Source organism: Chryseobacterium sp. AC417 (assembly GCF_979258215.1).
On the sequence record NZ_OZ409845.1, the window covers coordinates 761,076 to 785,483 of the forward strand.

A 24,408-nucleotide genomic window follows, 5' to 3' on the forward strand; every position below is an offset into this window, starting at 1 on the left:
ATTTTTAGGTGGTGCAAATATAGGACTGATATTTAAACCACACAAGTTTTTTATTTAATTTTTTTAATAAAATTACAGACTTCCTGTAATCCATTTAAAAATATCGCTTCCAAAAATCAGTAACATTAAGCCTAACAAGAAGATAACTCCTACCATCTGTGCATTTTCTAATATTTTTTGCGGAACCGGTTTTCCTACAATCATTTCGTATAGAGTGAAAATTACGTGTCCTCCATCCAATCCCGGGATAGGAATAAGGTTCAGAAATGCCAACCACACAGAAAACATAGCCGTGAAACTCCAGAAAGCTGTCCAATCAATAGAAACACTTCCGTCTTTCGCTTTGTCAACAGGCATATTTTTGATGATTGCCAACGGCCCGCCTACTTTTTTATAACCCTGAACTTTTTTGTTGAAGATTAATTTAAACTGTTTTACCTGATACGTTAAACTCTCTATACTTCTTGTAAATCCTCTTCCGATTGACTCTCCGAAAGTAAAGTTTTTTGTTTCGTAATATTTGGTTATCTGCTTATAAGAAGAAACTCCAATTGTTCCTTCTTTTGAAACCGCTAAAACCAATGGCTGAACATCGCCTGCTCTCACAACTTCTATATTGATATTTTTTCCTGCGTTCTTAGTAATAGCACCAGTCAGTTCGTCATAATAGTTAATTTTTTGCTGATTGACAGAGACGATTTGGTCACCTACTTTTAAACCTGCAGCTGCTGTTTTAGGATTCACAATCGTATCAATTACCGCAGGAAATCTTGGGGTAAGAAATGCTTTAGGATTTTCATCCTTAAATGCCATTGCTTTACCATCGTCATTCGTAGGAAAGGTCACTTCTTTTCCGTTTCTTAAAACTGTGATTTCGTCACTTAATAAAACGTCTAAAGCCAGTTTGTCAAGATTATTCTGCGTTTTTCCATCTACTTTTAAGATTTTATCACCATCCTGAAAACCCATTCCTTTGGCAACGCTTGTATAATTCATCGGAGCATCCACTTTCGCAGTATCAAAAGTAGTTTCGCCATTGAAATAGGAAAGACATCCGTAGATGATCCATGCTAAGAAGAAATTTACAGTAACTCCACCCATCATGATGATCAGTCTTTGCCAAGCCGGTTTTGCTCTGAATTCCCAAGGTTGAGCAGGCTGCTTCAGCTGCTCGGTGTCCATACTTTCGTCCACCATTCCGGCGATTTTTACATAACCCCCGAAAGGCAGCCATCCGATACCATATTCAGTTTCACCTATTTTTTTCTTAACTAAAGAAAAATAAGGATCGAAAAACAGATAAAATTTTTCTACTTTGGTTTTGAAATATTTGGCGGGTAAGAAATGCCCAAGCTCGTGAAGAATTACTAAGATAGATATGCTTAATATGAATTGAAAGATCTTGATTGCTAATTCCATTAATTGTTTTTAGGTTTTAATTTGCAAAGGTAACAATTATCAAAACGATGCCAAACAAAAAAGCTCCTCGAAATGAGAAGCTTTGTCATATATCGTGACTGATTTTTAAAAATTGAACGAAACTCCGAGGCTTCCGTTGTTTCCTACTTCGGCAAAAACGCCCACTTTTTCTGTAAAGAAATATCTCGCACCGATATGAGCACCGATTCCGAAGTCTCTCCCGAGAACTCCTAAATCAACTCCGGGATAAATATCAAGCTTTTCTGGTAAATCTAACGCATCTTTCAAATGGAAATTTACTCTTCCGAAAATAAAAACTCTGTTGTCTTTAGCATTGTCTTTATAACCGTCAAAGTAAGCATTGGCTCCGGCTCCGACAGACAAAAATTCATTTAAACCATAATCGTAAGTAGCGGTAATCCCTGTTCCGTAACCCCATGCATTCACCCCTAAATTTACTTTCTGATCTCCTTTCCCCGTCCAGGCCTGTGCTTGAACTGTAGCACCTGCAAAAATAAGCATCATCATAAAAACCAATTTCTTCATAGATTTTATTTTAAATTATTACTATGACAATTTGCAGCAAATATAAAACCGAAATCAATTAAAAGCTGTAATTTTATCCAACTTTTGAATTGGAAATATGAAAATTACGGCATTAAATCAAGATATTATCTGGAAAAATAAAACTGAAAATTTTAAGTTGATTGAACAGCATCTTCAAAATCAAAATGCAGATTTATTTCTTCTTCCCGAAATGTTTTCTACTGGTTTTTGCATGGAGGCTGCTGAAGTTTCGGATAAAAATGAAGAATCTCTGGAATTCCTGAAGAAAATTTCAAAAGAGAAAAATGCTGCATTCTCAGGAAGTGCCTCTGTGGAAGTTGAAGGAAAGTTTTTTAACAGAATGTATTTTGTGAAGCCCAATTCAGAAATTACTTACTATGATAAACGACATTTATTTTCTTTTTCCGGCGAAGATAAAATCTACACTTCAGGAAATAAAAGAGTAATTGTGGAATATCTCGGAATTCGTTTTCTGTTACAGGTTTGCTATGATTTAAGGTTTCCTGTTTTTGCGAGAAACAATAATGATTATGATGCGATTTTGTACGTTGCCAACTGGCCGGAGAAAAGAGTCGGAGCGTGGGAACATTTGTTGAAAGCCAGAGCAATCGAAAATTTATCCTATGTTTTTGGTTTAAACAGAATCGGTACCGATGGAAATAATCTGTTTTATCAGGAAAGTTCGCACTGCTTTTTTGCTGACGGAAAAGAAATTACCGAGAAAAAAGGAAATTTAGTTTCAGCAGAATTGAATTTAGATGAATTGAAAGATTTTAGAAATCACTTTCAGTTTCTGAGTGATAGAGATGATTTTGAAATTAAGATTTAAAGTTGAATTAAATCCAGATCGCACAGATTTTCACGGAAGAGTGTAACTAAGTATCTGTGAAAATCTTTGTGATCTGTGCGAATGATTTTTATGCATTGTGAATATCCTTAAACTTTAGTCTCAACCTAAATATATTGCTCCAAAAGCTGTGTCAAACGATTCACATCATGCACACCGCTTTCTTTATACAGTAATTCTCCTTTTTTGAAAACTGCCAAAGTAGGAACTCCGCGTACGCCGTACTGCGAAGCAATTGCCGGATATTGATCTACATCTATTTTTACAATTCTAGCTCCGTCCCCGATGTTTTCTTTTACGGTTGTCAAAACCGATGACTGCACTTTGCATGGTTGACACCACGTTGCAAAAAAATCAATCAATACGGGTCTTTCGGATTCTATGAGCTCCTGAAATTTTTGTGACATTTTGTTTTATTTTAATTAAAATCAATGATTCTAAAGTGTTTTAGACTGACAGACAAAATCTGAAGTCGGAAGCTTATCTATCTTTTTAATTCCATTGAAACCTCCTTCGATTTCAGTGAAATTTCTGATTCCGTGTGAGTTAAGAATACTTGCAGCAATCATGCTTCTGTAACCTCCTGCACAATGTAAAAAGAAATGTTCCGAATCATCAATCGTTGTAACCCAATCGCTGATTGTATCTAATGGTTTATTGTGAGCATTATCAAGATGTTCTGCAGAATATTCAGTAAGTTTTCTAACATCGATGATTTTTGAATTCTCATTAAATTGTTCTGCAAATTCAGTCGGGGAAATTCTTTTTACCTCATCAATTTCTTTTGTAGAATTTTTCCAGGAATTGAATCCTCCTTTTAAATATCCTAAAACATTATCAAAACCAACCCTGCTTAATCTCGTAATGACTTCTTCCTCGGTTCCTTCATCAGCAATCAACAGCAAAGGGTATTTTACATCTACCACGAGACTTCCTACCCACGGTGCAAAATCGCCTTTCAAACCAATATTAACAGAATTTGGAATAAATCCTTTGTGGAAATCGGCAGCACTGCGTGTATCTAAAATCAAAGCTCCGGTTTCTTCCGCAAAACTTTCAAAATCTTCTACAGGGATTGGGTTTAAACCTTTATCCATCACATCATCCAGACTGTCGTAACCATTTTTATTCATCGCAACATTCATCCCGAAATATTTGGGAGGAGCCGTCAATCCGTCTAAAACTTCTTTAATGAAAGATTCTTTATCCGGCTGATTGAGAGCATAATTGGTTTTTCTTTGATTACCAAGAATATCTACTGTTTCTTTCTGCATATTTTTTCCACAAGCAGAACCTGCTCCGTGAGCAGGATAAACAGTAATGCTGTCATCCAAAGGCAAAATTTTGCTGTGCAGACTTTCGTATAAAATTCCGGCAAGATCTTCCTGGGTCATCGTTCCTGCTTTTTGGGCAAGATCGGGTCTTCCAACATCACCTAAAAACAGAGTGTCACCTGTGAAAATAGCAGTTTCAACACCGTTTTCGTCAATCAGAAGGTAAGTTGTACTTTCCATGGTATGACCCGGAGTGTGAAGTGCTTTTATTTTGATGTTTCCGATTTCGAATATCTGGTTGTCTTCAGCAATGATTGCCTCAAATTCAGGTTGTGCAGTCGGCCCATACACAATCGGAGCGTTTGTTTTTTTGCTTAAATCTAAATGTCCGGATACAAAATCTGCATGAAAATGAGTTTCAAATATATATTTTAAAGTAACATTGTCTTTTTCCAGGCGGTCGAGATAAGGTTTTACTTCTCTTAGCGGGTCTATGATTGCTGCTTCATTTTCTGATACGATATAATATGCACCTTGTGCTAAACAGCCAGTATATATTTGTTCAATTTTCATTGATTCTTATTTAAAATAATTATAAAGATACAAAGTAATGGATTAATTGTAAAGAAATGATAATTCTGATTGATAGTTTCTTTCAATATCAAAATTCTTAAATTTTAAATTTAAACAGAACTCACTAAATATCAGATGAGAAGAGCATTTTTAAAGTAGATTAGATTGGTAGACTGTTTTATATCATATTTAATTATATTCATTTTAAATTTAGTTTATTAAGAAAATTGACAAAAGCAAAACATCATATTTTACAAAAATAATTTACCTTTAAGAGTTAAAAATATCAAATGGCAGACAAAACAAAATTTATTGACGAACTCAACAAAAGATACATTCCCAAAGGAGAACATATAATTCTGGGAAAAGGAATGCTTGAAGGCGATGTTGTCACAGAGGTCAACGTTACGATTCCTTTAAAAACAATCAACCGTCATGGTCTGATTGCCGGAGCTACAGGAACCGGAAAAACAAAAACACTTCAGGTTTTCGCAGAGCAGCTTTCTCACGCCGGAATTCCGTCTCTGGTTTTAGATATTAAAGGAGACTTTTCGGGAATTGCCGAATCCGGAGAAATGAATTCTATTATTGAAGAACGATATACAAAAACGCAGCTTCCTTACAATCCGCAGGCTTTTCCGGCTGAGTTGATGAGTATTTCCGGTGGCAAAGGGGTAAAGTTGCGTGCGACAGTTACAGAATTCGGACCCGTTTTGTTAAGTAAAATTTTAGAACTGAATGATACACAACAAAGTATCATGTCTATTGTTTTCAAATATTGTGACGATAAGGGTCTGCCTTTAATTGATTTAAATGATCTGAAGAAAGTTCTTCAATATGTTACAGATAATCCACAAGGTAAAGCAGAATTGTCAGCCAATTACGGATCAATCGCTTCAGCTTCTCTGGGTACAATTTTAAGATCTATTGTAGCATTGGAACAACAGGGCGCTGCAGATTTTTTCGGTGAATTGAGTTTTGACGTTCACGATTTGCTTGAAACACGTGATGGAAAAGGCGTCGTCAATATTTTGAGAGTTGCCGATATTCAGAGTAAACCTCAGCTATTTTCAACATTTATGCTTTCGCTTTTTGCAGAAATTTACATGACGTTTCCCGAAGAAGGCGACAGCGGAAAACCAAAACTGGTTCTGTTTATCGATGAAGCACATTTGATTTTTGACGAATCTTCCAAAGCATTGGTCTCTCAAATAGAAACGATGGTAAAATTAATCCGTTCGAAAGGTGTCGGAATTTATTTTATTACGCAAATTCCTGGTGATGTACCAGAAAATGTACTTTCCCAATTAGGCTTAAAAATTCAGCATGCATTAAGAGGTTTTACTGCAAAAGATAAAAAAGAAATTTCTAAAGCTGTTGAAAATTACCCTACAACTGAGTTTTATAACGCTTCTGAGCTTATTCAGAACCTGGGAATTGGTGAAGCTTTTATTACTGCTTTGGATGAAAAAGGGATTCCTACACCTTTGGTTCATACCTATCTCATCTCACCAGAATCAAGAATGGATGTTTTGAATGATGCCGAAGTTTCAGATTTGACCTCAAGGTCTGCTTTGGTTTCAAAATATGAAAAACCTGTTGACCGTGAATCTGCTTACGAAATGCTCGTACAAAGAATGGAGCAGGCGGTTGAAAATTCAGCTCCTACACAAAAAACAAAACCCGTAAAAGAAGAACCGGGAATGTTTGAGCAGGTTTTAAAAAGCCGTGCGGGAAGAACATTTGCCAACACATTGATGAGAGAGGGAGCAAAAGCAATCTTGGGAATGTTCGGTTTGGGCGGAAGAAAAAGATAAGCGATTATCTTTTGTACTTTTTGACGTATTTTGATTATTTTAGCGGTGTTCCATTTTTGTGCTGAGATTTTTGAGGTTCAGTTTTTGATAAATGTTGTAAGTTAGATAAGAAAATAAATGTATTCAATTATAGATATAGAAAGCAATGGTGCAGGTTTCAGAAAAGAATGCATTATTGATATCGCCATTTTTAAATATGATGGTCATAAGATTGTCGACCAATTTATTTCGCTTGTCAACCCTGAAAGTGATATCACTCCTTTTGTTCAAAAATTGACCAATATCAGTCCGAAAATGGTCAAAACCGCCCCGAAATTTCATGAATTAGCTAAAAGAGTCATTGAAATTACGGAAGGAACAACTTTGGTAGGTCACAATATCGAATTTGATTACAGGATGCTCCGCCAATCGTTTCAAAGGCTTGGTTATGATTTCAAAATCAATACTTTAGATACAATTCCGCTGGCAAAAAAACTGGTTCCTGATGAAGTAAGTTATTCTTTGGGAAAATTGGTAAGATCGCTTGGGATTCCATTGGTTAATGCACATCGTGCAGAAGGTGATGCAAGGGCTACCTTAGAATTGTTTAAGCTTTTGATTTCAAAAGATACCGACAACGAAATCATACAGGAACAGCATGATGAAACCAATGCAAAGACTTACATCAACAAAATCAAGCTGTTAACTCAGGATTTACCCAGCGAAAAAGGTTTTGTTTATTTCCAGAATGAATCGGGGAAAATTATTCTTTCAGAATATGTACAGGATATTAATAAGTTTTCTAAAAAACTTTTTAATTCTAAATTGAAGAAATTCGAGGAAATTCAGCGCGAAGCTGAACAAATTCATTTTGAACTGACCGGAACTGATATCATTGCCAAATTGATTTTAAATTCAAAAGGCATCAAAAAAAGGGAAGTTTTTCCTTTCGGACTGTACTTCAGAAACCATAAATATCTGGTTGAAAAAAACACTTTAAATAAAACAGAAAAACCGATTCTTAAATTCAAAGCCTTCACACAGGGTTCTAAAGCGGTACAGTTTATCAGCAAAATTGACGAATACCAAGATGTTGAAACTTTCAAAAAGAAGATTGACTTCAGAAAACGCAACGAACTTTGGCTGGGAAGCGGCAGAAAATTAGGTGAGAAATTGTTTTTAATCATAGAAAACGGAAAAGCGGTTGCTTATGGTTTTTATGAATTGTTTACCCAAATTCAAACCTTAAGCAAAATTTTGAAACTAAAAATCGATTTGCCATTACCGACAACAGATCTTACCAATGATTTGCAACTGGCCTTACTTAAAGGTGATTTCGAAACAGTGCCTTTGCCGAAATAAAGAGACTTTTTGTACAATTAGCTGTAATTTTATCCACAAGAATCTGCTTTTCAAATCATTTTCTCAAAATAAATAGTATTTTTGCAAAAGAATAAAAAAAAGCAATGCAAAATTTTAAACAAAATCAAACCGGAAAAAAGGGAGCTGTAAAGTTTTCAAAGGTTTGGAATACCTAAAAGAGTTGCCTTGCATAAAAAATAATTATTGTGGCAGACTCTTTTCGAAGAATCTGCCTTTTTTTATGTAAAATTAAATTTATGAATTCAAAAGAATTATTAAAGATTGCCCAAGAATTTGGCACACCGGTGTACGTTTACGATGCAGAATCGATCAAAACTCAATACGAAAAACTTACATCTTCTTTTTTAAAACACACCAAGTTTTTTTATGCCGCAAAGGCTTTAACGAACATCAATATTTTAAAATACATAAAGAACTTAGGTGCTTCTTTGGATTGCGTATCGATCAGTGAGGTAAAATTAGGCTTAAAAGCAGGTTTTCCTAAAGAGAAAATACTTTTCACACCCAATTGTGTTGACCTGGCTGAGATTGAAGAAGCTATGCAGCAAGGTGTTCACATCAATATCGACAATATTTCGATTCTTGAGCAGTTCGGGAATAAATACGGAAATACCTATCCTATTTTTGTAAGAATTAATCCGCATATTTATGCAGGTGGAAATCATAAAATCTCGACCGGACATATCGATTCAAAATTTGGTATTTCTATCCATCAGATGCGTCACATCGAACGTGTGATGAAAAGCACCAACCTGAATGTGGAAGGTCTTCACATGCACACCGGAAGCGAGATTAAAGATCCTGAAGTATTTTTGCAGGCTTTGGAAATTATGCTTGAATTGTCTGAACATTTCCCTAATCTGAAATATCTGGATATGGGAAGCGGTTTCAAAATTCCTTATCAGGAAAGTGATATGGAAACTGATGTGAAAGCTTTAGGTAAAAAAGTTGAAAAAGCAATCGCAGATTTCTCTAAAGAAACCGGTAAGAAATTTGAACTTTGGTTTGAACCAGGGAAATTCCTTGTAGGGAAATGCGGTTATCTATTGGTAAAAGCCAATGTTATCAAGCAAACAACCGCAACCGTTTTTGTTGGAGTGAACTCAGGATTTAATCATTTGATCCGTCCGATGTTCTACGATTCTTACCATACGATTGAAAACTTATCCAATCCAAAAGGAGCAGAAAGAATTTACACCGTAGTTGGAAACATCTGTGAAACAGATACTTTCGCATGGGACAGAAAACTGAATGAGGTAAGAGAAGGTGATGTTTTAGCGTTCCACACAGCCGGAGCTTATGGTTTTGAAATGAGTACAAACTTTAACTCAAGATTAAAACCTGCTGAAGTTCTTTTCTTAGATGGTAAAGCTCATTTAATCAGAAAAAGAGATGAATTTGAAGATTTACTCAGAAATCAGATTGAAGTTTTATAATTTAATTAAATTTCTCAATATATTAAGCTCTGCAATATTTCTGCGGAGCTTTTTATTTAAATCTTATTTTAAAGCAAAATACTTTAACCATTTTGAGCAAATAGCAGTTAATAATACAGTCAAATAAATCTGATGAACATTATAGATTAAAAAGAAAAGTATTTCAATTTTCGTATATATTTATTTAATAATTTTGTAACATAAAATTTATAGAAAAATGGGGGTTATTTTAAGACCTATAGATATTGTTGATGATATTACTCAGGAAGAATTTCGTGAAAAATATCTGAAGCCCAGAAGACCGGTAGTCATCAAAAATATGGCTAAAAAATGGCCTGCCTACCAAAAATGGACAATGGATTATGTGAAAGAAGTAGTAGGTGATATTACAGTCCCTTTATATGACAGCTCAAAAGCAGATCCTGCAGCTCCGATTAATGCTCCTACAACAGAAATGAAATTTGCAGATTATATCGATCTCATCCAAAGAGAGCCGACCGATCTGAGAATTTTCTTTTTTGACCCTATAAAACATGCCTCAAAGTTGCTTGAAGAATACATTCCGCCAAAAGAATTAATGGGTGGTTTTCTAGATAAATATCCCGGTATGTTTTTCGGAGGAAAAGGTTCTGTAACTTTTCTGCATTATGATATCGATTTGGCGCATATTTTCCATACCCATTTTAATGGCAGAAAACATGTTTTGCTTTTTGAAAACAAATGGAAAGAAAGATTGTACAAATTACCTTATGCAACTTATGCCCTGGAAGATTTTGACATTGAAAATCCTGATTTTGAAAAATTCCCTGCGCTGGATGGTGTAGAAGGTATCGAATGTTTTCTTGAACATGGCGATACTCTATTCATGCCGACGGGATGGTGGCACTGGATGAAATATCTCGACGGAAGTTTCTCAATATCTCTTAGAGCATGGGACAAATCTTGGGGAGTAAAAGCCCATTCTCTCTGGAATCTGACTGTTCAGAGAAATTTTGATAATTTCATGAAAGGCAGATATAAAAAGAGATACATGGATTGGAAAGAAAAAAAAGCTATCGAAAGAGCTAACTATGCTTTGAAAAAAGGTTTACCCAAAAAATAAAAAAATACGCTTCAAACTGGAGCGTATTTTTTTTCTATGCTAAATCTTTAAGCTTATCAAACAACAATTTCATTCCTTTGGTTGCGGTTTCTTTCATCACAACAGCTCTTTGTCCGTAGCCAAACCCTGTTTCGTTTGGATTGATGACAATCAATAAGCAATCATCTTTAATCTCATGAATTAATCCTGCAGCCGGATAAACCTGCAGTGAAGTTCCGATAACGAGGAAAATGTCGGCTTCTTTTGCTTTTTCGGTAGCTTCCTTCATCAAAGGAACTTCTTCCCCGAACCACACGATAAAGGGTCGCAATTGGGCTCCGTCTTCGGCTTCATCTCCGATCTTAATGTCGTCTTTTTGATCATACATTAAAGCTTTATTGTTGCTCGAACAAGATTTAAACAATTCGCCGTGAATATGAATAATATTTGTCGAGCCTGCTCTTTCGTGCAGATCATCTATGTTTTGAGTGATGATCTGAACTTCGAAATATTTTTCTAGTTCTGCGATTAATTTGTGCGCATCGTTTGGTTCAACCTCATGGAGTTGTCGACGTCTTTGGTTGTAAAATTCGAGAACTAATTCTCTGTCTTTTCTCCATCCTTCCGGACTCGCTACATCGGTTACATTATGATTTTCCCAAAGACCATCTCCGTCTCTGAATGTTTTTATTCCGCTTTCGGCACTGATTCCGGCACCGGAGAGTATGGTTAGTTTTTTCATTTGTTCTTATTCTAATAATTCTTTATAAATATTTTCATTCTCATCATCAAAGCACACAAAAATGACTTTCTCAATGATCTCAGAGTTAAAATTCTTGACTTCCTGAATAGCAATTTTTGCCGCCAATTCTTTAGGAAATCTATATACTCCTGTGCTTATATTTGGAAAAGAAATTGTCTTCACTTCTAAACTTTCGGCTAATTTTAAAGAATTTCTGTAACAATTCGCTAATAGTTTTGAACATTTTTCTTCATCATTATTCCAAATGGGACCAACTGTGTGAATGACATACTTTGCAGGAAGATTTCCCGCTGTTGTTACAACTGCTTCTCCTGTTTTGCATTTTCCCTGTCGGTTTCTGATTTCTTTACATTCCTCCAAAATTTGGTTTCCTCCTGCACGATGAATAGCTCCGTCTACTCCACCGCCACCTAACAAAGATGAATTGGCTGCGTTGACGATGGCGTCTGCTTTTATGTTCGTGATGTCACCTTTTATTAATTCAATTTTCATTATTTAAATTTTAAAATCAAACTTTCAATTTCAGGATTTTCTGATTCTTTAAAATCGTCTCCTATAAATATTTTTATTACTTTAATATTTCCAAAAATAGCTTGATTGAATGTTTCTAATTTTTCAGAAGGAATCCACAATTCATTATGATTTCTTGCACCTACATTTTGAACAGGATATTTATTAATTTCTTCTTCCAACACTTCAAATTTGGTCACAAAACCAAGATAATTTCCTGCTTCATCTCTAGTATTCCATTTTTCTGCGATTTCAGAGGCATAAGATTCATCTAAAACAAGATAGAAAATCGGTTGCCATTCTAACCTCGGAGGAAATTTTTTGAAATTGCTTTCTATAATTAAAATCAATTCCTTTTCTCCCACTGGTCTGTAAAGTATCTTTGTTTTCATAATTTATTTTTTTAATTGACCACCAACACCGCCACCTCATCAGACAACCTAATCTCCGCTGTAGCACCACTGTTAAACTGCAGAAAATCCTGCTCGATTCCGTCACTAAATATAAAACCATTATTTGGCATTAAAGATTCTATAACAAGCTTATTTCCTCTTTTGATTGCTCCACCACAGATTTCGGTTTGAGTTCTTATGCTTTTAAAAGGCTCTCTCACTGCAAAATACAAATCGTCATCATTCAATTTTGGATATTTAAGTTTCGTGGAACCTAAAATTCCATAAGCCATATTGAAAATCGAGCTCAGCCAGCCCGTACTTCCTGTTTTTGTAGAAACAATGATTCCGCTGGATGAATGGGTTTCTTCTTTTCCGTTCAGGAGAATTTTATATCTTGCTGAACTGTGAGAAGAAATTCCGATGAATAGATCATTCACTGCCAATAGTTTTTGACCGTCATTCAACACCGCTTCTGCAAATCTCATCTTCTTTGAACTAAATTTTTCGTTAATGACTGACTGCACACCATTCAAAAAGTTTTTAACATTGAAAGGAAGCAGAACACCATCATATCTTTCCTCATCCGGATTAATAGCAATGATCGGAATATTCTTGGAATACTTGGCAACATTGGCAACCAATCCGTCTTGTCCGATAACGATAATCAAATTTTTTTCAGAGAAAATATAAGACGGAAGAAACTCTTTCTCAATGATTTTATTTTTAATGACCTTGGATAACTGAGTCTGAACTTCCAGAAATGACTGATAAAATTTTTCATGCTCATCTACATATTCCTGAAAATTTCCTCCTGAACTTTCAATATAAAACTGAGCCTGAGCTTTGGTATTAAATCTTTCAATCAAAGATTCTAACCTGGTTTTATTTTTGATGATGATGGCGTATTCGATTTTCATTGTATGAGAAGTTTGAGGTTAGAGGTTAGAGGTTAGAGGTTAGAAGTTAGAAGTTAGAAGTTAGTGTTAAAAATACTTTTTTTACTTTTTCAAAATTGCTTCCAATAAATCTGGACTAATATTAAGATTTCCGATCTTTCCTGCATTTTCTGCCAATTCTCTGAAGGCTAAAGCAATGTTTGATTTTGCATCCTGATTTCCATTGAGCGCAGTCAACACTCTCCAGTCTATATCTTTGTAGGGTTTTAAAGACGTTTCCAAAACATAGCCTTGAGTTTCTGCCTCTTTTCTGTCGTTTTCTGTTTTCTGTTCAATCAGTTGCTTTCTTTGATTTTCTACAGAAATATCGGCGGCAATTTTCATTTCTCTCAAAATTTTATTGTTTTCTTCCTGCTGAACTTCTGTTTCCATTCTTTTTTCTTCGATTTGTTTTTGCTTTTCTTCAACTGCAATTTCAGTATTCAGTTCAGACTCTTTGATCTTTCTTTCCTGCTCCACTGCAAAATTTCTTCTCTCATAGATTGCTTCATCTGCCTGTTGCTGAAGCTTTTCTCTTGTCTCAGTTTCTAAAGCCCTTGCCATTTCGGGCGTGGTCTGAACCGCCAGAATATTAGCTCCCAAAATTTCAATCCCCATGCTTTGAATGGCTTCTGAAGACTTTAATCCTTCTAAAATATTGCCTTCAATTTTCTTTGCAGAACGGATGGCATCTTTTAAACTCAACTCATGAATAAAAGAGGATGTAGAAGTCTGAGCAATATTGATGATTCTCTGGTTCAGCTTTTCGATATCATTTTTCTTGTAAACTCCTTCATCATTCACGGTGAAATCTAACGTGTTTGAAAGGGCTTTTGGGTCAGTAATTTTGTAGCTGATTTGTCCCTGAATTTTCACCGTCTGATAATCAAAAGTATTTTCGTTAAAAATAAACGGCAGATCATTACTTCCCATCGGAATGGCAGCAATAGAAGAGTTTGGAGCAAAATAGAAGAATGACAACCCTCTTCCTTCCTTTACGATTTTCCCATTTTTAAAATGTAGTACGTAAGTCATTGACTCAAATTTGATGTGTTTAAATCCAAACATAGCTTTAGGTTTTAAATTAATATTTGTGTTACATTTACGCTAATTGAAAAGTGCATGGTTATGCCTTATTCTAAGCGCCTTATTTTAACTATTGAGTAGATCTCTCACTTCCATTAAAGCAAATCCCAAAAGATTTTCGCCTCTCCATAATAGTGGGTTAGTAACATTTTCATCAGATTCCAACATTCCTATTCCCCAGATTGTGTCGTATGGACTTGCTTCTACTATTATTTTGTCGTTTGTTGAAAGTAAAAATTCTTTACATTTTTGATTTTGTGAAAATTTTAAAAAGTTAGCTTTAGTAACGATTTCAAACTTTCGGTCGTCCCAAACTTGCGGATCAAAGTTTTCCACTTTTCGTCCTAAATTTTTTGCCTGATTGGGCGTTTCTGCGTTTAAAATATTTTTTAAAATTTCATCATCATTAAAAAGCCTCGCCTTTTCGGCCATCATATAATGCTCGGCTGTTTTATATTCAATCCCATTTTCTTCAAATTGAACAGGAAACCATTGACTGAAACAAGCTTTTGTAATTTCCTCTTTCACTGTGTGTCCCCAGAAAAACAGAAAATCTATGGTTTCTTTTTGTTGAAACTTTATGATTGTATTTTGTAATGTGTATCTCATAATTGCGTTATTATTACGCAAATATAAGAAGTTTTAATTTTAACATACAAATATATTTGCGTTTATTTCACACTAACTTTTTTAACAGATTGATTAACAGTGTAAAAAAATGCATAAATTCATTTTTAAAAAATCATTTTAACAATTGGACGATGAGATTATTTGAAATCAATTTTGGCTAAAGCCATAAGTAGACTAATATCTTGAAAAACGGGCTAAAGCCCGTTCCTATTGATGAAAAAACTATAATTATTAAATCATTTTTGAAAAGTAGATTCAATTATTTGTACTATTTGTTAAAAACATTCGGGCAGCTTGTATTTAAAAGCTATTAATTTCAAAATAAAATCCTTCCTCTTCAAGCGCATTATATTTTTCCTGATTGAAAGAAAACAATTTACCGGGTCTTCCACTTCCTTCTTTTTTAAACCGAGAAGTCTCATTGAGAAGTCCGTAACTCATAATTTTTTTTCGGAAATTCCGGCGGTCAATTTCTTGTCCGATAATTGTTTTGTAGAGATTTTCCAGCTCAGAAAATACAAACTCATCATTCAGAAGATTAAAGCCAATCGGTTGGTATTGAATTTTAGTACGCAGTCTCTTTAATGCAATATCAATAATAGTTTGATGGTCAAAAGCTAATTTCGGGAGCTGATTGACACTGAACCACTGTGCATCTTCTGCATCAGAATCTGCAAATAACTCATGGTAGGAAGGATTAACCAGGCCTAAATAAGCCACAGAGACCACCCTGTTTCTAGGATCGCGACCTACATTTCCAAAAGTGTAGAGCTGTTCTAAAAAATCAGGCTTTATGCCGGCTTCTTCCTGCAATTCTCTTTTTACTGCATCATCCAGATTTTCGTCATCCAAAACTAAACCTCCAGGCAAAGCCCAACTTCCTTTGAATGGGTCAATTTTTCTTTTAATTAAAAGAATCTGAAGATCCTGCTTGTCAAAATATCCGAAAATAACAGCATCGACAGCCACTTTTATATCCTGTAATTTTTTAGTAGAATTCATAATTTAATTTGCGTTACGAATACACAAAATTAGTCATTAGAAACCTAATTGTCAAGATTAAAATAATTTATTTTTGAATCTAATTTTTCATTAAATTTATAATCAACTTAAAACTAAACCATTATGAAAAAATTATTCTTCGCAGCCTGTACTGTGTTATTGTTTGTCGCTTGCGATAAAGTAAAAATGGATGTTAAAACCGGTTCAGACAAAGCTGAAACTACTGAAAAAGAAGAGTGGAAACCTGTAGATTCTGCAACAGCCACTAAAGCATGGATGGACTACGCAACTCCCGGAGATATGCAGAAAATGCTGGCAAAATCTGACGGGGTTTGGTCTGGAGAAAATACGATGTGGATGGAAGACGGGGGAAAACCGATGACAAGTACATCAACAACAACTAATAAAATGATCTTTGACGGCCGTTATCAGACCAGCGAACACAAAGGAGATTTTATGGGAATGCCCTTCGAAGGAATGAGCATAACCGGTTACGATAATTCTAAAAAGAAATTTGTAAGCACATGGATTGACAATATGGGAACCGGATTAATGACTCTGGAAGGCGATTGGAATGCTTCCAAAAAAGCAATTGAATTTAAAGGAAAAATGACCGATCCATCAAGACCCGGAAAAGACTGTGAGGTGAGAGAAGTTTTCACATTTATTGATGACAACAATCAAAAAATGGAAATGTACGGACCAGATTCTAAAACAGGAAAAGAGTTTAAGACTATGGAAATAAAATATACCAAAAAATAAATATCAAACCGTTTCAGTTGAAACGGTTTTTTTGTACATTCAAAATTCTTATAAAACATTTGAAATGAAACAATTTCTTTTGATTTTGATTTTAATATTAACGAGCTGCAAAGAGAAAAAAACTTTTGCGGATGATATTGTTTTGAGCTTTCCGAAGGATGATAAGTTGACTTTTCAAGAGTTTAATGAAGGAATTGGAGAAAGTGGAACAGGCATTATTTACATCGGAAAAGACACTAATAATATTGAAGTCAAATATTTTCAGAGTATGATTCCTGCACCTCCTCCTCCGCCAGGATATGAATTAGATTCTTTTGACATTGGAAAACAAAAGATAATGTCATCATATTTTCATGATGCATTTAGCCGAATGAAAGACAGTGAAAAACCTGTAGGGTTTGATTCTCTTTCTGAAAACAATGTTAAAATAGTAGTAAAAATAAAAGATACGATACCTAAATATGCCTATAATTACGATAATCAAACTATCAAAAAATATAAAGCTTTCCCGGTTTTTGTTAAAAATATTTCAAGGCGAAAATTAATTCTCACAGAATTTAAAAATTTTCCTTTGACTGTTCTCAATGACAAAAATAAATGGCAAATGATATGGAATGACAATGCTTTTGTATGTGGTGATTCCAGATGGCAATATCACTACTGGGAACTTAATCCTAATGAAATTATGGTTTTATCAGTTAATTATCTTACTGGAAAAGATCAAGGAAAATTCAAAATATGGACAGGAAATTCTTTGTTAGATGAATTTACAATGAATTATGATAAGAAAATTGTAAAAGATCAAAGAAATTATTTTGAAGTTAAATAAAAAAATCCGCAGAAAATTTCTGCGGATTTATATTTTAAAACCATCAATGATGGTTAATCATTAAGCTTCAAAACAGCCATAAACGCCGACTGTGGCACTTCTACTCTACCAATCTGCTTCATTTTCTTCTTCCCTTCTTTCTGCTTTTCTAGTAGTTTTCTTTTTCTGGAAATATCTCCACCATAACATTTTGCAGTAACATCTTTTCTTAAGGCTTTAATGGTTTCTCTTGCAATAACTTTCGCTCCTAAAGCTGCCTGAACAGCAATATCAAACTGCTGTCTCGGAATCAGTTCACGAAGCTTTTCACACATTTTTTTCCCGATATAATAAGCGTTAGAATCGTGAATCAAAGATGATAAAGCATCTACCATATCTCCGTTGATTAAAATATCCATTTTTACCAGTTTAGAAGAACGCATTCCGATGGGCGAATAATCAAACGAAGCGTAACCTTTTGAAATAGATTTCAGACGATCATAAAAGTCGAAAACAACTTCAGCCAAAGGCATATTGAAGGTTAGCTCTACTCTGTCTGCTGTCAAATAACTTTGATTAACAATTTCTCCTCTTTTCTCAATACAAAGCGTCATTACAGCACCTACGAAATCAGATTTTGTAATGATAGAAGCTTTTATATAGGGTTCTTCAACCCGGTCTAAAAGATTAGGATCAATCATTTCTGAAGGGTTGTTGATCAAAATCGGAAGTTCAGGTTCTCTTTTAGAATATCCTAAATACGATACGTTGGGAACCGTCGTGATCACATCCATATTGAATTCTCTATCCAAACGTTCCTGCACGATTTCCATATGAAGCATTCCTAAGAATCCACAACGGAAACCGAAACCTAAGGCTGCGGAACTTTCAGGCTCGAAAACCAAAGAAGCATCATTCAGTCTTAATTTTTCAAGTGAAAATCTCAATTCTTCAAAATCTTCTGATTCAATAGGATAAATACCGGCAAAGACCATTGGTTTTACTTCCTCAAAACCGTCAATCGCTGCAGCTGCGGGATTTACGAAAGAAGTAATGGTGTCCCCCACTTTTACTTCACGGGCATCTTTAATCCCTGAAATAATGTAACCTACATCACCACACTCAATTGTTTTCTTGGGAAGCTGTTTTAGTTTTAAAGTTCCGACCTCATCTGCACCATATTCTTTTCCCGTTGCAAAAAACATGATTTTCTCGTTTTTAGAAATACTGCCATTCACTACTTTGAAGTATGCTTCAATTCCTCGGAAGGGATTATAAACAGAGTCAAAAATCAAAGCCTGAAGCGGTGCATCAGGATCTCCCACTGGTGGCGGAACTCTTTTTACAATCTGCTCCAGCAAATCGTGAACACCTTCTCCCGTTTTCCCGGACACTCTAAGAACATCTTCATATTTACACCCGATCAGTCCCATAATTTCATCGGTAACTTCTTCAGGATTTGCAGAAGGAAGATCAATTTTATTAAGAATAGGAATAATTTCCAGATCATTCTCTAACGCCAGATACAAATTACTAATCGTCTGTGCCTGAATACTCTGTGCAGCATCTACAATCAGAAGCGCACCTTCGCATGCGGCAATAGAACGGGAAACTTCGTAAGAAAAATCTACGTGTCCCGGTGTATCAATAAGGTTTAAGATATATTTTTCGCCATTAAGCTCATAATCCATCTGGATGGCGTGAGATTTTATCGTGATCCCACGTTCTTTTTCCAGATCCATATCATCAAGCGTCTGAGATTGTAATTCTCTCTGAGTCACGGTATTGGTGTACTCCAAAAGACGGTCTGCCAAAGTAGATTTACCGTGGTCGATATGAGCAATTATGCAAAAATTTCGTATGTTTTTCATTTAAGAACTATGTAATTTGCAAAGATAAGAAAATGCAGGATAATTCCTCATTCTTAATGAAGTACACGAAAAAATAAATTAACCTGATGAAGCACGTAGTTTTCCGGCAGCTTTTGACTATGCCAAATAGCTGCTTAGATTTTTTATAAATCCTTTCTTGCTGTCCAGATATTAGTCTGGCTCAACGTTAATTCATAAAAAATAAAGAAATACCAAAACAGTCTCTTATTCCAATATTATTTGTTTTTATCAAAACCTTCCGGTAAAATATAGTAACCCGTTAATGGGTCAAGAACTACTTCTGATCCTGGGATCCCTCTCCTCTTTTTCGCAACAGCCGAATCTATAGCAACACTTACCAATGCACCTACCAGTCCAAAAGAAGCTCCGATGATCGCTCTGCTGGAAGCATCTTCAGGAAAAAGTTCTTCTCTTTTGGCTTCGATAAAAAGTTTGTTGTCTTCTCTGAAGATTTCAACATAGCCCACAGGAATTACTTTGAACGGAACTCCGTTGTGAACAAATGCGTAAAAGTTTCTGATTGGCTTTTTCTCTTCGCCCTTTACTGCTTTTGTCGCAACTCCTTTGCTGTTGGTTTCAATCACATATCCTGGTTCAGGACTGTGGGTGAAAAAACTGTAATGATCTTTATAAACACCTTCTTTGAGCTCATCTGTTTTCAAAATTTCTAGTTTATCTTTCAGTGTCGTTGCATAATTTGAAAGCTCGCTTTCTGAGAGGGGAAAATCCCATTGCCTAGCTTCATAAGATTTTTTCAGAAGATCTGAGAATGTAAGCATCAGTTTTTTTGAAAGACTTTGTGCCATATAAGGTGTCGTGTGAGAAGAAATTGTAGTTGCTGTATCTTTCCGATGTAGAAAATGATAGCCGTCTTCTTTCTTAATAAATGTACTGGCGCGAAATTCAAGTTTTCCTATCGAGAATTTTTCTCTTTTATCTTCACTTATTACGATATTTTCAAGAAGGAGAACCAATTCATCATTACCTCTTACAGGATTATATTTGTAAAACCAATTCTTCAAATCTGTTTCTGGGTTGTTTTCAAAAACCACATTAACCATTTCTTTATGAAATTGAACAGCTCCAATATCTTCAGACACTCTCTGGTCTATAACTGTGAAATTTTTATAGGTTTTTTTAGTATCTTTTATTGACTTTGACAGATCTATTGTTTCTGTTTTCTGAGCAAATATTGATATTGAGGCTAGAAGAAAAAACAGGATTTTTTTCATGAAGAAATTTTTACAAAAGTATATATTCGATTTCTATAATTTTAAAATTTTTTCTAAAAATTAAACGACCCTCACAATAAATTGCAAGGGTCGTCCAACATTAAAAAAATAAACTATTATGGGTTTTGTCTGGGTTTTGAACCCTTATTGTTCCCGCTTTTAGGCTTTCTTTCATTCATCTTATCTCTCATCATACCTTCTGATTGAAACAACTTCAAAACTTTCTGACACGGAATGACGGTTTGCATCTTTTCCGCATATTTTTTTCTATTATCTAATAATTTTTGTCCTACATCAAAGCTTTGCTGCAATTTCACTTTAGCCTCATCCTCGGATAATGTCTCCGGATTGAAGTTTGAGTCAAATTGATTTTTTATTCTTTTTTGGCTATCCAGATATTCATTGTAAACTTCGGTAAACTCCGTTTTATCTTTCGGATCTACGTCCAGATTCTCCAGCACCATATTATTTCTAAACTGAGTAAGAAGTGTTTTTCTTTCTTCAGGAGAAAGATTATTTATAACTTCTTTTCTTTGTTTAGGATCCATTTTTTTCCAGTCGTAATCTGTTTTTTGGGCATTTAAGCCAAAACCGTAAACAATAAGAAGTGCAAATAATATCTTTTTCATCTCTTTTTAATTATATAAATCCAAATAAACATCCTGTGTTGAATTGTTGGCTAGTTCTGCAATTTCAGAACTAGAAAATGAATCCAAATATTCTGTCATTTGAGCCTCAGTTTTTTTAGAAACCGGCTTATCGGCTTTTGGCTTAGTTTCTTTATCTTTAGGAACATAAGCTACCGTTTTTATTTGATTATTAGTCTGCTGGTTGTTAATTGTTTGATTACTATTTTCAACTGAAGTTAAATCAGATTTTAAAGTTTCGTAAGCAATTTCACTTTCAGTTTTTGGTACAGGATTATTAGCATAAACTTCCGATGATCCTTTATCATTGTTTGAATCTGAAACCGAGTTATATAAAAAAGTTGAGCCAAAAATCAATGCTAATGAAGCTGCTGCTGCATATCCCCAGTTTAATTTGAAAATAGGAGCCTTTTTATCAGACTTTATATCAATCAACACTTTATTCTGAATATTTTCGAACATATTCTCAGAAACTTTGAAAATATTTTTACGTTCTAATGTTTCCAGATCAAAATCACTTACCTCGCTCAACACTTTATCCTGAATACTTTCAAAGATATTCTCAGGAATTTTGTAAATGTTTTTGCGTTCTAATTTATCTAGATCAAAATCTTTCATGTCGTTGTTTCTAAAAATTATCTTTCGTAATTTTCTTTAATATATTCTTCTATTTTCTGCTTGGCGTAATGATAATTTGTTTTCAAAGTTCCGACAGACATATCTACAATTTTAGATATTTCCTCGTAGGGCAAATCATCATAATACCTCATCATAAATACCAGTTTCTGCTTTTCGGGCAGGCTTTGTATGGCTTTTTGCAAAAAGATCTGTATCTCTTCAGCATCGCTGTGTGTATTGTCGGCTACCAGATTTTGCATATAATATTCAGGATCTTCATCTGTTTTCTGCATTCTTTTGAGCTTATTGATTTGCTGCAGAGCTTCATTGGTCGCAATTCTGTACAGCCAAGTGTAGAGCTGACTATCATTTTTGAACTGATGAAAATTCTGATAAGCTTTAATAAAAGTCTCTTGCAACGTGTCCTGAGCAAGGTCTCCGTCAACAATAATTCTTCTAATGTGCCAATACAATCTACTCTGATAAGCATCCATCAATACCCGAACTCCTTTTTCCTGGGTTCGTGGGTTTTGCATCAGCGATATAATTTCCGCGTCTTTAATCTTCATAGGATGCTTTCATTGTTTTGGATAACAAAAATAGTTGAAAGTTAAATTACTTATTCAATTTTGAGTCCAAATGTTTATTATTTATAAATCTTTATCAACAAAATTCTACAGCAGGTTGGTCATTCTAAAGAATCTCAACACAGCGAGATTGAGAATTTAGATATTTCTTAAGCGACATCGAAAATATCAATTAAAATTCTAAAAACTTAGACTTTAAATGCTACAGTCATGAAATCACCTTTCCACTAATCATAACAAAATGTTATCTTTGTTTTATGCAAATTGTAATCATCGGTTCCGGAAATGTCGCTTATCATTTGGCTAAAGCTTTTACGCAGAAAAAGATTCCTCTGGCTCAGATTTTTGGCAGAAATGAGGATGATTTACACAAAATATCTAATGAATTAAATATCCCGTTTTCGACAGATGTTTTGGAAGATGCAGATCTTTATATCATCTGTGTGAGTGATGGTTCGGTTGAGAATGTTTCTAAAATCATTACCAAAAAAGATTGTCTGGTTACTCATACATCGGGTTCTCTTCCTAAAGAAGTTCTGGCAGGAGAGTACAGAAAATCAAGCTTTTATCCCTTACAGACCTTTTCTAAATCTAAAGAATTGGATTATTCTAAAATTCCTTTTTTTATTGAAACTGAAAATGATGCAGATAAAGATTTGCTTTTTGAATTAGCCTCGAAAATTTCTGAAAATGTGATGGAAAGCAGTCATGAAAAAAGAAAATACATTCATTTGACCGCAGTTTTTGCCTGTAATTTTGTTAATCATCTTTTCTCCAGAGCCAAAGAAATTTCAGATGCTCAGGAAATTCCGTTTGATTACTTTTTACCGTTGATTGATGAAACGGTAAAGAAAATTCATGAAATTGAACCCAAATCTGCACAAACCGGACCAGCCTTAAGAAACGACACAAGAGTTTTGGAGTTACATGAACAATTGTTAAAAGATGAAAGTCTTGAGATTTATAAAACAATGAATCATTCTATTAAAAAAATGTATGAGTTATAAAGAAAAATTAAAAAATATAAAAGCATTTGTATTTGATGTAGACGGAGTTTTCACCGACGGAAGCGTTTATCTGATGCCCGGAGGAAATATGAGCAGAGTAATGAATGTTCTGGATGGTTATGCTGTCGTTAAAGCCCTGAAAAACAATTATCTGATTGGAGTAATCACCGGTGGAAATGACGAAATGGTAAGACATCGTATCAATTATCTCGGAATTGAAGATTATTACGCAAAATCGCATGACAAAATGGTAGATTATGAAGATTTTAAAACAAAATATAATCTTAAAAACGAAGAAATTCTCACGATGGGAGATGATCTTCCGGATCTTCATATGATGCAAAATTCCGCAATTTCGACTTGTCCGGAAAATGCTGTTCCGGAAATTAAAAATATTGCAGATTATATTTCACAAAAGCAGGGTGGGAGCGGAGCTGTTCGTGATGTTATCGAGCAGGTGATGAAAGTACAGAGAAAATGGCATGATGACAATACACAATCTGTTTAAATTGAAATGATGAAAATACTTTTAGCATCCCAATCTCCAAGACGAAAAGAATTGCTTTCAAGCTTAGGTTTTGATTTTGAAGTCGTAAAAATTGACTGTGAAGAAATTTTACCCGAACATATAGAAATAGAAGATGCTGCTGCATATTTATCTGAATTAAAAGCAGACGCATTTAGAAAACTGGAAAAAGATGAAGTTTTACTTACCGCAGATACGATTGTTGCTATAGACAATCAGATTTTAGGTAAACCAAAAGACGAAGCCGACGCCAAAAGTATGCTGCAGAAACTTTCAGGTAAAATACATCAGGTTTACACCGGAATTTCTGTTAAAACTTTAAATAAAACCATCACAGAAACCGATGTTGCCCATGTAGAGCTGGAAATAATTTCTGAAGAAGAAATTGATTTTTATATAAAAAATTGCAAACCTTTCGACAAAGCGGGAAGTTACGGCATCCAGGAATGGCTCGGAATGGCAAAAATAAAAAACATGAAGGGTAGTTTTTACACCATTATGGGATTGCCTACCCATTTGGTTTACAAAATTTTAAAAGAAATATAAATAATTTCCCGATAAAATTTTATTATTTTTACAGAATCATCAAACTTTTTTGATAATAAAAAGCAGATTAGCGAGTTATATTAAAT

Annotated in this window: 26 protein-coding genes; 10 read left to right on the forward strand and 16 right to left on the reverse strand. The window is 34.6% G+C overall.

The genetic code is table 11. From position 1 onward, the window contains the following. Positions 1 to 72: 72 nt before the first annotated feature. Together rseP and ACZZ9T_RS03660 are read right to left on the reverse strand one after the other, a co-directional pair. Positions 73 to 1,419 carry an RIP metalloprotease RseP gene (gene rseP, locus ACZZ9T_RS03655; protein WP_463440959.1) on the reverse strand — a complete coding sequence of 449 codons (1,347 nt, stop codon included), beginning with the start codon at positions 1,417 to 1,419 and terminating at the stop codon, positions 73 to 75. A 105-nt stretch (positions 1,420 to 1,524) separates the two neighbouring features. Continuing rightward, on the reverse strand, positions 1,525 to 1,965 hold the full coding sequence (locus tag ACZZ9T_RS03660) for a DUF6646 family protein (RefSeq protein ID WP_463440960.1): 441 nt from the start codon (positions 1,963 to 1,965) through the stop codon (positions 1,525 to 1,527). Between the two features lie 97 nt (positions 1,966 to 2,062). On the opposite strand from ACZZ9T_RS03660, the gene ACZZ9T_RS03665 reads away from it, so the two are divergent. Next, entirely contained in the window at positions 2,063 to 2,815 is a 753-nt protein-coding gene (locus ACZZ9T_RS03665) for an amidohydrolase (protein WP_463440961.1), read from the forward strand. Positions 2,816 to 2,940: 125 nt separating this feature from the next. On the opposite strand, the gene ACZZ9T_RS03670 is transcribed toward ACZZ9T_RS03665, so the two are convergent. Further along, positions 2,941 to 3,240 (reverse strand): thioredoxin family protein, encoded by a 300-nt coding sequence (locus tag ACZZ9T_RS03670; protein ID WP_463430029.1) that lies wholly within the window; start codon positions 3,238 to 3,240, stop codon positions 2,941 to 2,943. A 30-nt stretch (positions 3,241 to 3,270) separates the two neighbouring features. After that, positions 3,271 to 4,680 carry an MBL fold metallo-hydrolase gene (locus tag ACZZ9T_RS03675; protein ID WP_463440962.1) on the reverse strand — a complete coding sequence of 470 codons (1,410 nt, stop codon included), beginning with the start codon at positions 4,678 to 4,680 and terminating at the stop codon, positions 3,271 to 3,273. A gap of 290 nt (positions 4,681 to 4,970) precedes the next feature. Here ACZZ9T_RS03675 and ACZZ9T_RS03680 point away from each other — a divergent pair, with 290 nt between their 5' ends. The 4 genes from ACZZ9T_RS03680 to ACZZ9T_RS03695 all read left to right on the forward strand — a co-directional run bounded on the left by ACZZ9T_RS03680 (position 4,971) and on the right by ACZZ9T_RS03695 (position 10,397). Next, positions 4,971 to 6,497, forward strand: coding sequence for a helicase HerA-like domain-containing protein (locus ACZZ9T_RS03680; protein WP_463440963.1), 1,527 nt, complete (start codon positions 4,971 to 4,973; stop codon positions 6,495 to 6,497). A 117-nt stretch (positions 6,498 to 6,614) separates the two neighbouring features. Continuing rightward, positions 6,615 to 7,838 carry a 3'-5' exonuclease gene (locus ACZZ9T_RS03685; RefSeq protein ID WP_463440964.1) on the forward strand — a complete coding sequence of 408 codons (1,224 nt, stop codon included), beginning with the start codon at positions 6,615 to 6,617 and terminating at the stop codon, positions 7,836 to 7,838. A gap of 257 nt (positions 7,839 to 8,095) precedes the next feature. Beyond that, positions 8,096 to 9,295 (forward strand): diaminopimelate decarboxylase, encoded by a 1,200-nt coding sequence (gene lysA / locus ACZZ9T_RS03690; RefSeq protein ID WP_463430033.1) that lies wholly within the window; start codon positions 8,096 to 8,098, stop codon positions 9,293 to 9,295. 217 nt (positions 9,296 to 9,512) lie between these two features. Continuing rightward, the gene (locus ACZZ9T_RS03695; RefSeq protein WP_463430034.1) at positions 9,513 to 10,397 is read left to right on the forward strand and encodes a cupin-like domain-containing protein; all 885 of its coding nucleotides are present in this window, start codon (positions 9,513 to 9,515) and stop codon (positions 10,395 to 10,397) included. A gap of 34 nt (positions 10,398 to 10,431) precedes the next feature. On the opposite strand, the gene ACZZ9T_RS03700 is transcribed toward ACZZ9T_RS03695, so the two are convergent. The 7 genes from ACZZ9T_RS03700 to ACZZ9T_RS03730 form a co-directional block, all read right to left on the reverse strand. Continuing rightward, positions 10,432 to 11,118: an SIR2 family NAD-dependent protein deacylase gene (locus ACZZ9T_RS03700; RefSeq protein ID WP_463440965.1), complete on the reverse strand. Its 687-nt coding sequence runs from the start codon at positions 11,116 to 11,118 to the stop codon at positions 10,432 to 10,434. Between the two features lie 6 nt (positions 11,119 to 11,124). Continuing rightward, on the reverse strand, positions 11,125 to 11,631 hold the full coding sequence (locus ACZZ9T_RS03705; RefSeq protein WP_463440966.1) for an O-acetyl-ADP-ribose deacetylase: 507 nt from the start codon (positions 11,629 to 11,631) through the stop codon (positions 11,125 to 11,127). Continuing rightward, a complete protein-coding gene (locus ACZZ9T_RS03710) occupies positions 11,631 to 12,041 on the reverse strand; it encodes an ADP-ribosylation/crystallin J1 (RefSeq protein ID WP_463440967.1) in 411 nt (136 codons plus the stop codon). The genes ACZZ9T_RS03705 and ACZZ9T_RS03710 overlap by 1 nt, the downstream gene beginning before the upstream one ends. Before the next feature lie 11 nt (positions 12,042 to 12,052). Next, entirely contained in the window at positions 12,053 to 12,961 is a 909-nt protein-coding gene (locus ACZZ9T_RS03715; RefSeq protein WP_463440968.1) for an NAD(+)/NADH kinase, read from the reverse strand. Positions 12,962 to 13,042: 81 nt separating this feature from the next. Continuing rightward, positions 13,043 to 14,014 (reverse strand): SPFH domain-containing protein, encoded by a 972-nt coding sequence (locus tag ACZZ9T_RS03720; RefSeq protein ID WP_463440969.1) that lies wholly within the window; start codon positions 14,012 to 14,014, stop codon positions 13,043 to 13,045. A gap of 117 nt (positions 14,015 to 14,131) precedes the next feature. Further along, positions 14,132 to 14,674 carry an NADAR family protein gene (locus ACZZ9T_RS03725; RefSeq protein ID WP_463440970.1) on the reverse strand — a complete coding sequence of 181 codons (543 nt, stop codon included), beginning with the start codon at positions 14,672 to 14,674 and terminating at the stop codon, positions 14,132 to 14,134. A 321-nt stretch (positions 14,675 to 14,995) separates the two neighbouring features. Next, positions 14,996 to 15,697 (reverse strand): NUDIX hydrolase, encoded by a 702-nt coding sequence (locus ACZZ9T_RS03730; protein WP_463440971.1) that lies wholly within the window; start codon positions 15,695 to 15,697, stop codon positions 14,996 to 14,998. Positions 15,698 to 15,820: 123 nt separating this feature from the next. Between ACZZ9T_RS03730 and ACZZ9T_RS03735 the strand changes: the two genes are divergently transcribed. After that, a complete protein-coding gene (locus ACZZ9T_RS03735; protein WP_463440972.1) occupies positions 15,821 to 16,459 on the forward strand; it encodes a DUF1579 domain-containing protein in 639 nt (212 codons plus the stop codon). A 64-nt stretch (positions 16,460 to 16,523) separates the two neighbouring features. Then, positions 16,524 to 17,288, forward strand: coding sequence for a hypothetical protein (locus ACZZ9T_RS03740; protein WP_463440973.1), 765 nt, complete (start codon positions 16,524 to 16,526; stop codon positions 17,286 to 17,288). A gap of 53 nt (positions 17,289 to 17,341) precedes the next feature. On the opposite strand, the gene lepA is transcribed toward ACZZ9T_RS03740, so the two are convergent. The 5 genes from lepA to ACZZ9T_RS03765 form a co-directional block, all read right to left on the reverse strand. Then, complete coding sequence (gene lepA / locus ACZZ9T_RS03745) at positions 17,342 to 19,138, reverse strand: translation elongation factor 4 (protein ID WP_463430048.1); 1,797 nt, start codon at positions 19,136 to 19,138, stop codon at positions 17,342 to 17,344. Between the two features lie 236 nt (positions 19,139 to 19,374). Further along, positions 19,375 to 20,391 (reverse strand): hypothetical protein, encoded by a 1,017-nt coding sequence (locus ACZZ9T_RS03750; protein WP_463440974.1) that lies wholly within the window; start codon positions 20,389 to 20,391, stop codon positions 19,375 to 19,377. A 116-nt stretch (positions 20,392 to 20,507) separates the two neighbouring features. After that, positions 20,508 to 21,020 (reverse strand): hypothetical protein, encoded by a 513-nt coding sequence (locus ACZZ9T_RS03755; RefSeq protein WP_463440975.1) that lies wholly within the window; start codon positions 21,018 to 21,020, stop codon positions 20,508 to 20,510. Positions 21,021 to 21,026: 6 nt separating this feature from the next. After that, positions 21,027 to 21,656 (reverse strand): hypothetical protein, encoded by a 630-nt coding sequence (locus tag ACZZ9T_RS03760; RefSeq protein ID WP_463440976.1) that lies wholly within the window; start codon positions 21,654 to 21,656, stop codon positions 21,027 to 21,029. Positions 21,657 to 21,673: 17 nt separating this feature from the next. Continuing rightward, entirely contained in the window at positions 21,674 to 22,225 is a 552-nt protein-coding gene (locus ACZZ9T_RS03765) for an RNA polymerase sigma factor (protein WP_463430052.1), read from the reverse strand. A 275-nt stretch (positions 22,226 to 22,500) separates the two neighbouring features. Between ACZZ9T_RS03765 and ACZZ9T_RS03770 the strand changes: the two genes are divergently transcribed. The 3 genes from ACZZ9T_RS03770 to ACZZ9T_RS03780 are packed head-to-tail and all read left to right on the forward strand — an operon-like array spanning position 22,501 to position 24,322. Continuing rightward, on the forward strand, positions 22,501 to 23,250 hold the full coding sequence (locus ACZZ9T_RS03770; protein WP_463440977.1) for a Rossmann-like and DUF2520 domain-containing protein: 750 nt from the start codon (positions 22,501 to 22,503) through the stop codon (positions 23,248 to 23,250). Further along, the gene (locus tag ACZZ9T_RS03775) at positions 23,240 to 23,758 is read left to right on the forward strand and encodes a KdsC family phosphatase (RefSeq protein WP_463440978.1); all 519 of its coding nucleotides are present in this window, start codon (positions 23,240 to 23,242) and stop codon (positions 23,756 to 23,758) included. The genes ACZZ9T_RS03770 and ACZZ9T_RS03775 overlap by 11 nt, the downstream gene beginning before the upstream one ends. Before the next feature lie 9 nt (positions 23,759 to 23,767). After that, the gene (locus ACZZ9T_RS03780; protein ID WP_463440979.1) at positions 23,768 to 24,322 is read left to right on the forward strand and encodes a Maf family protein; all 555 of its coding nucleotides are present in this window, start codon (positions 23,768 to 23,770) and stop codon (positions 24,320 to 24,322) included. Positions 24,323 to 24,408 lie beyond the last annotated feature (86 nt).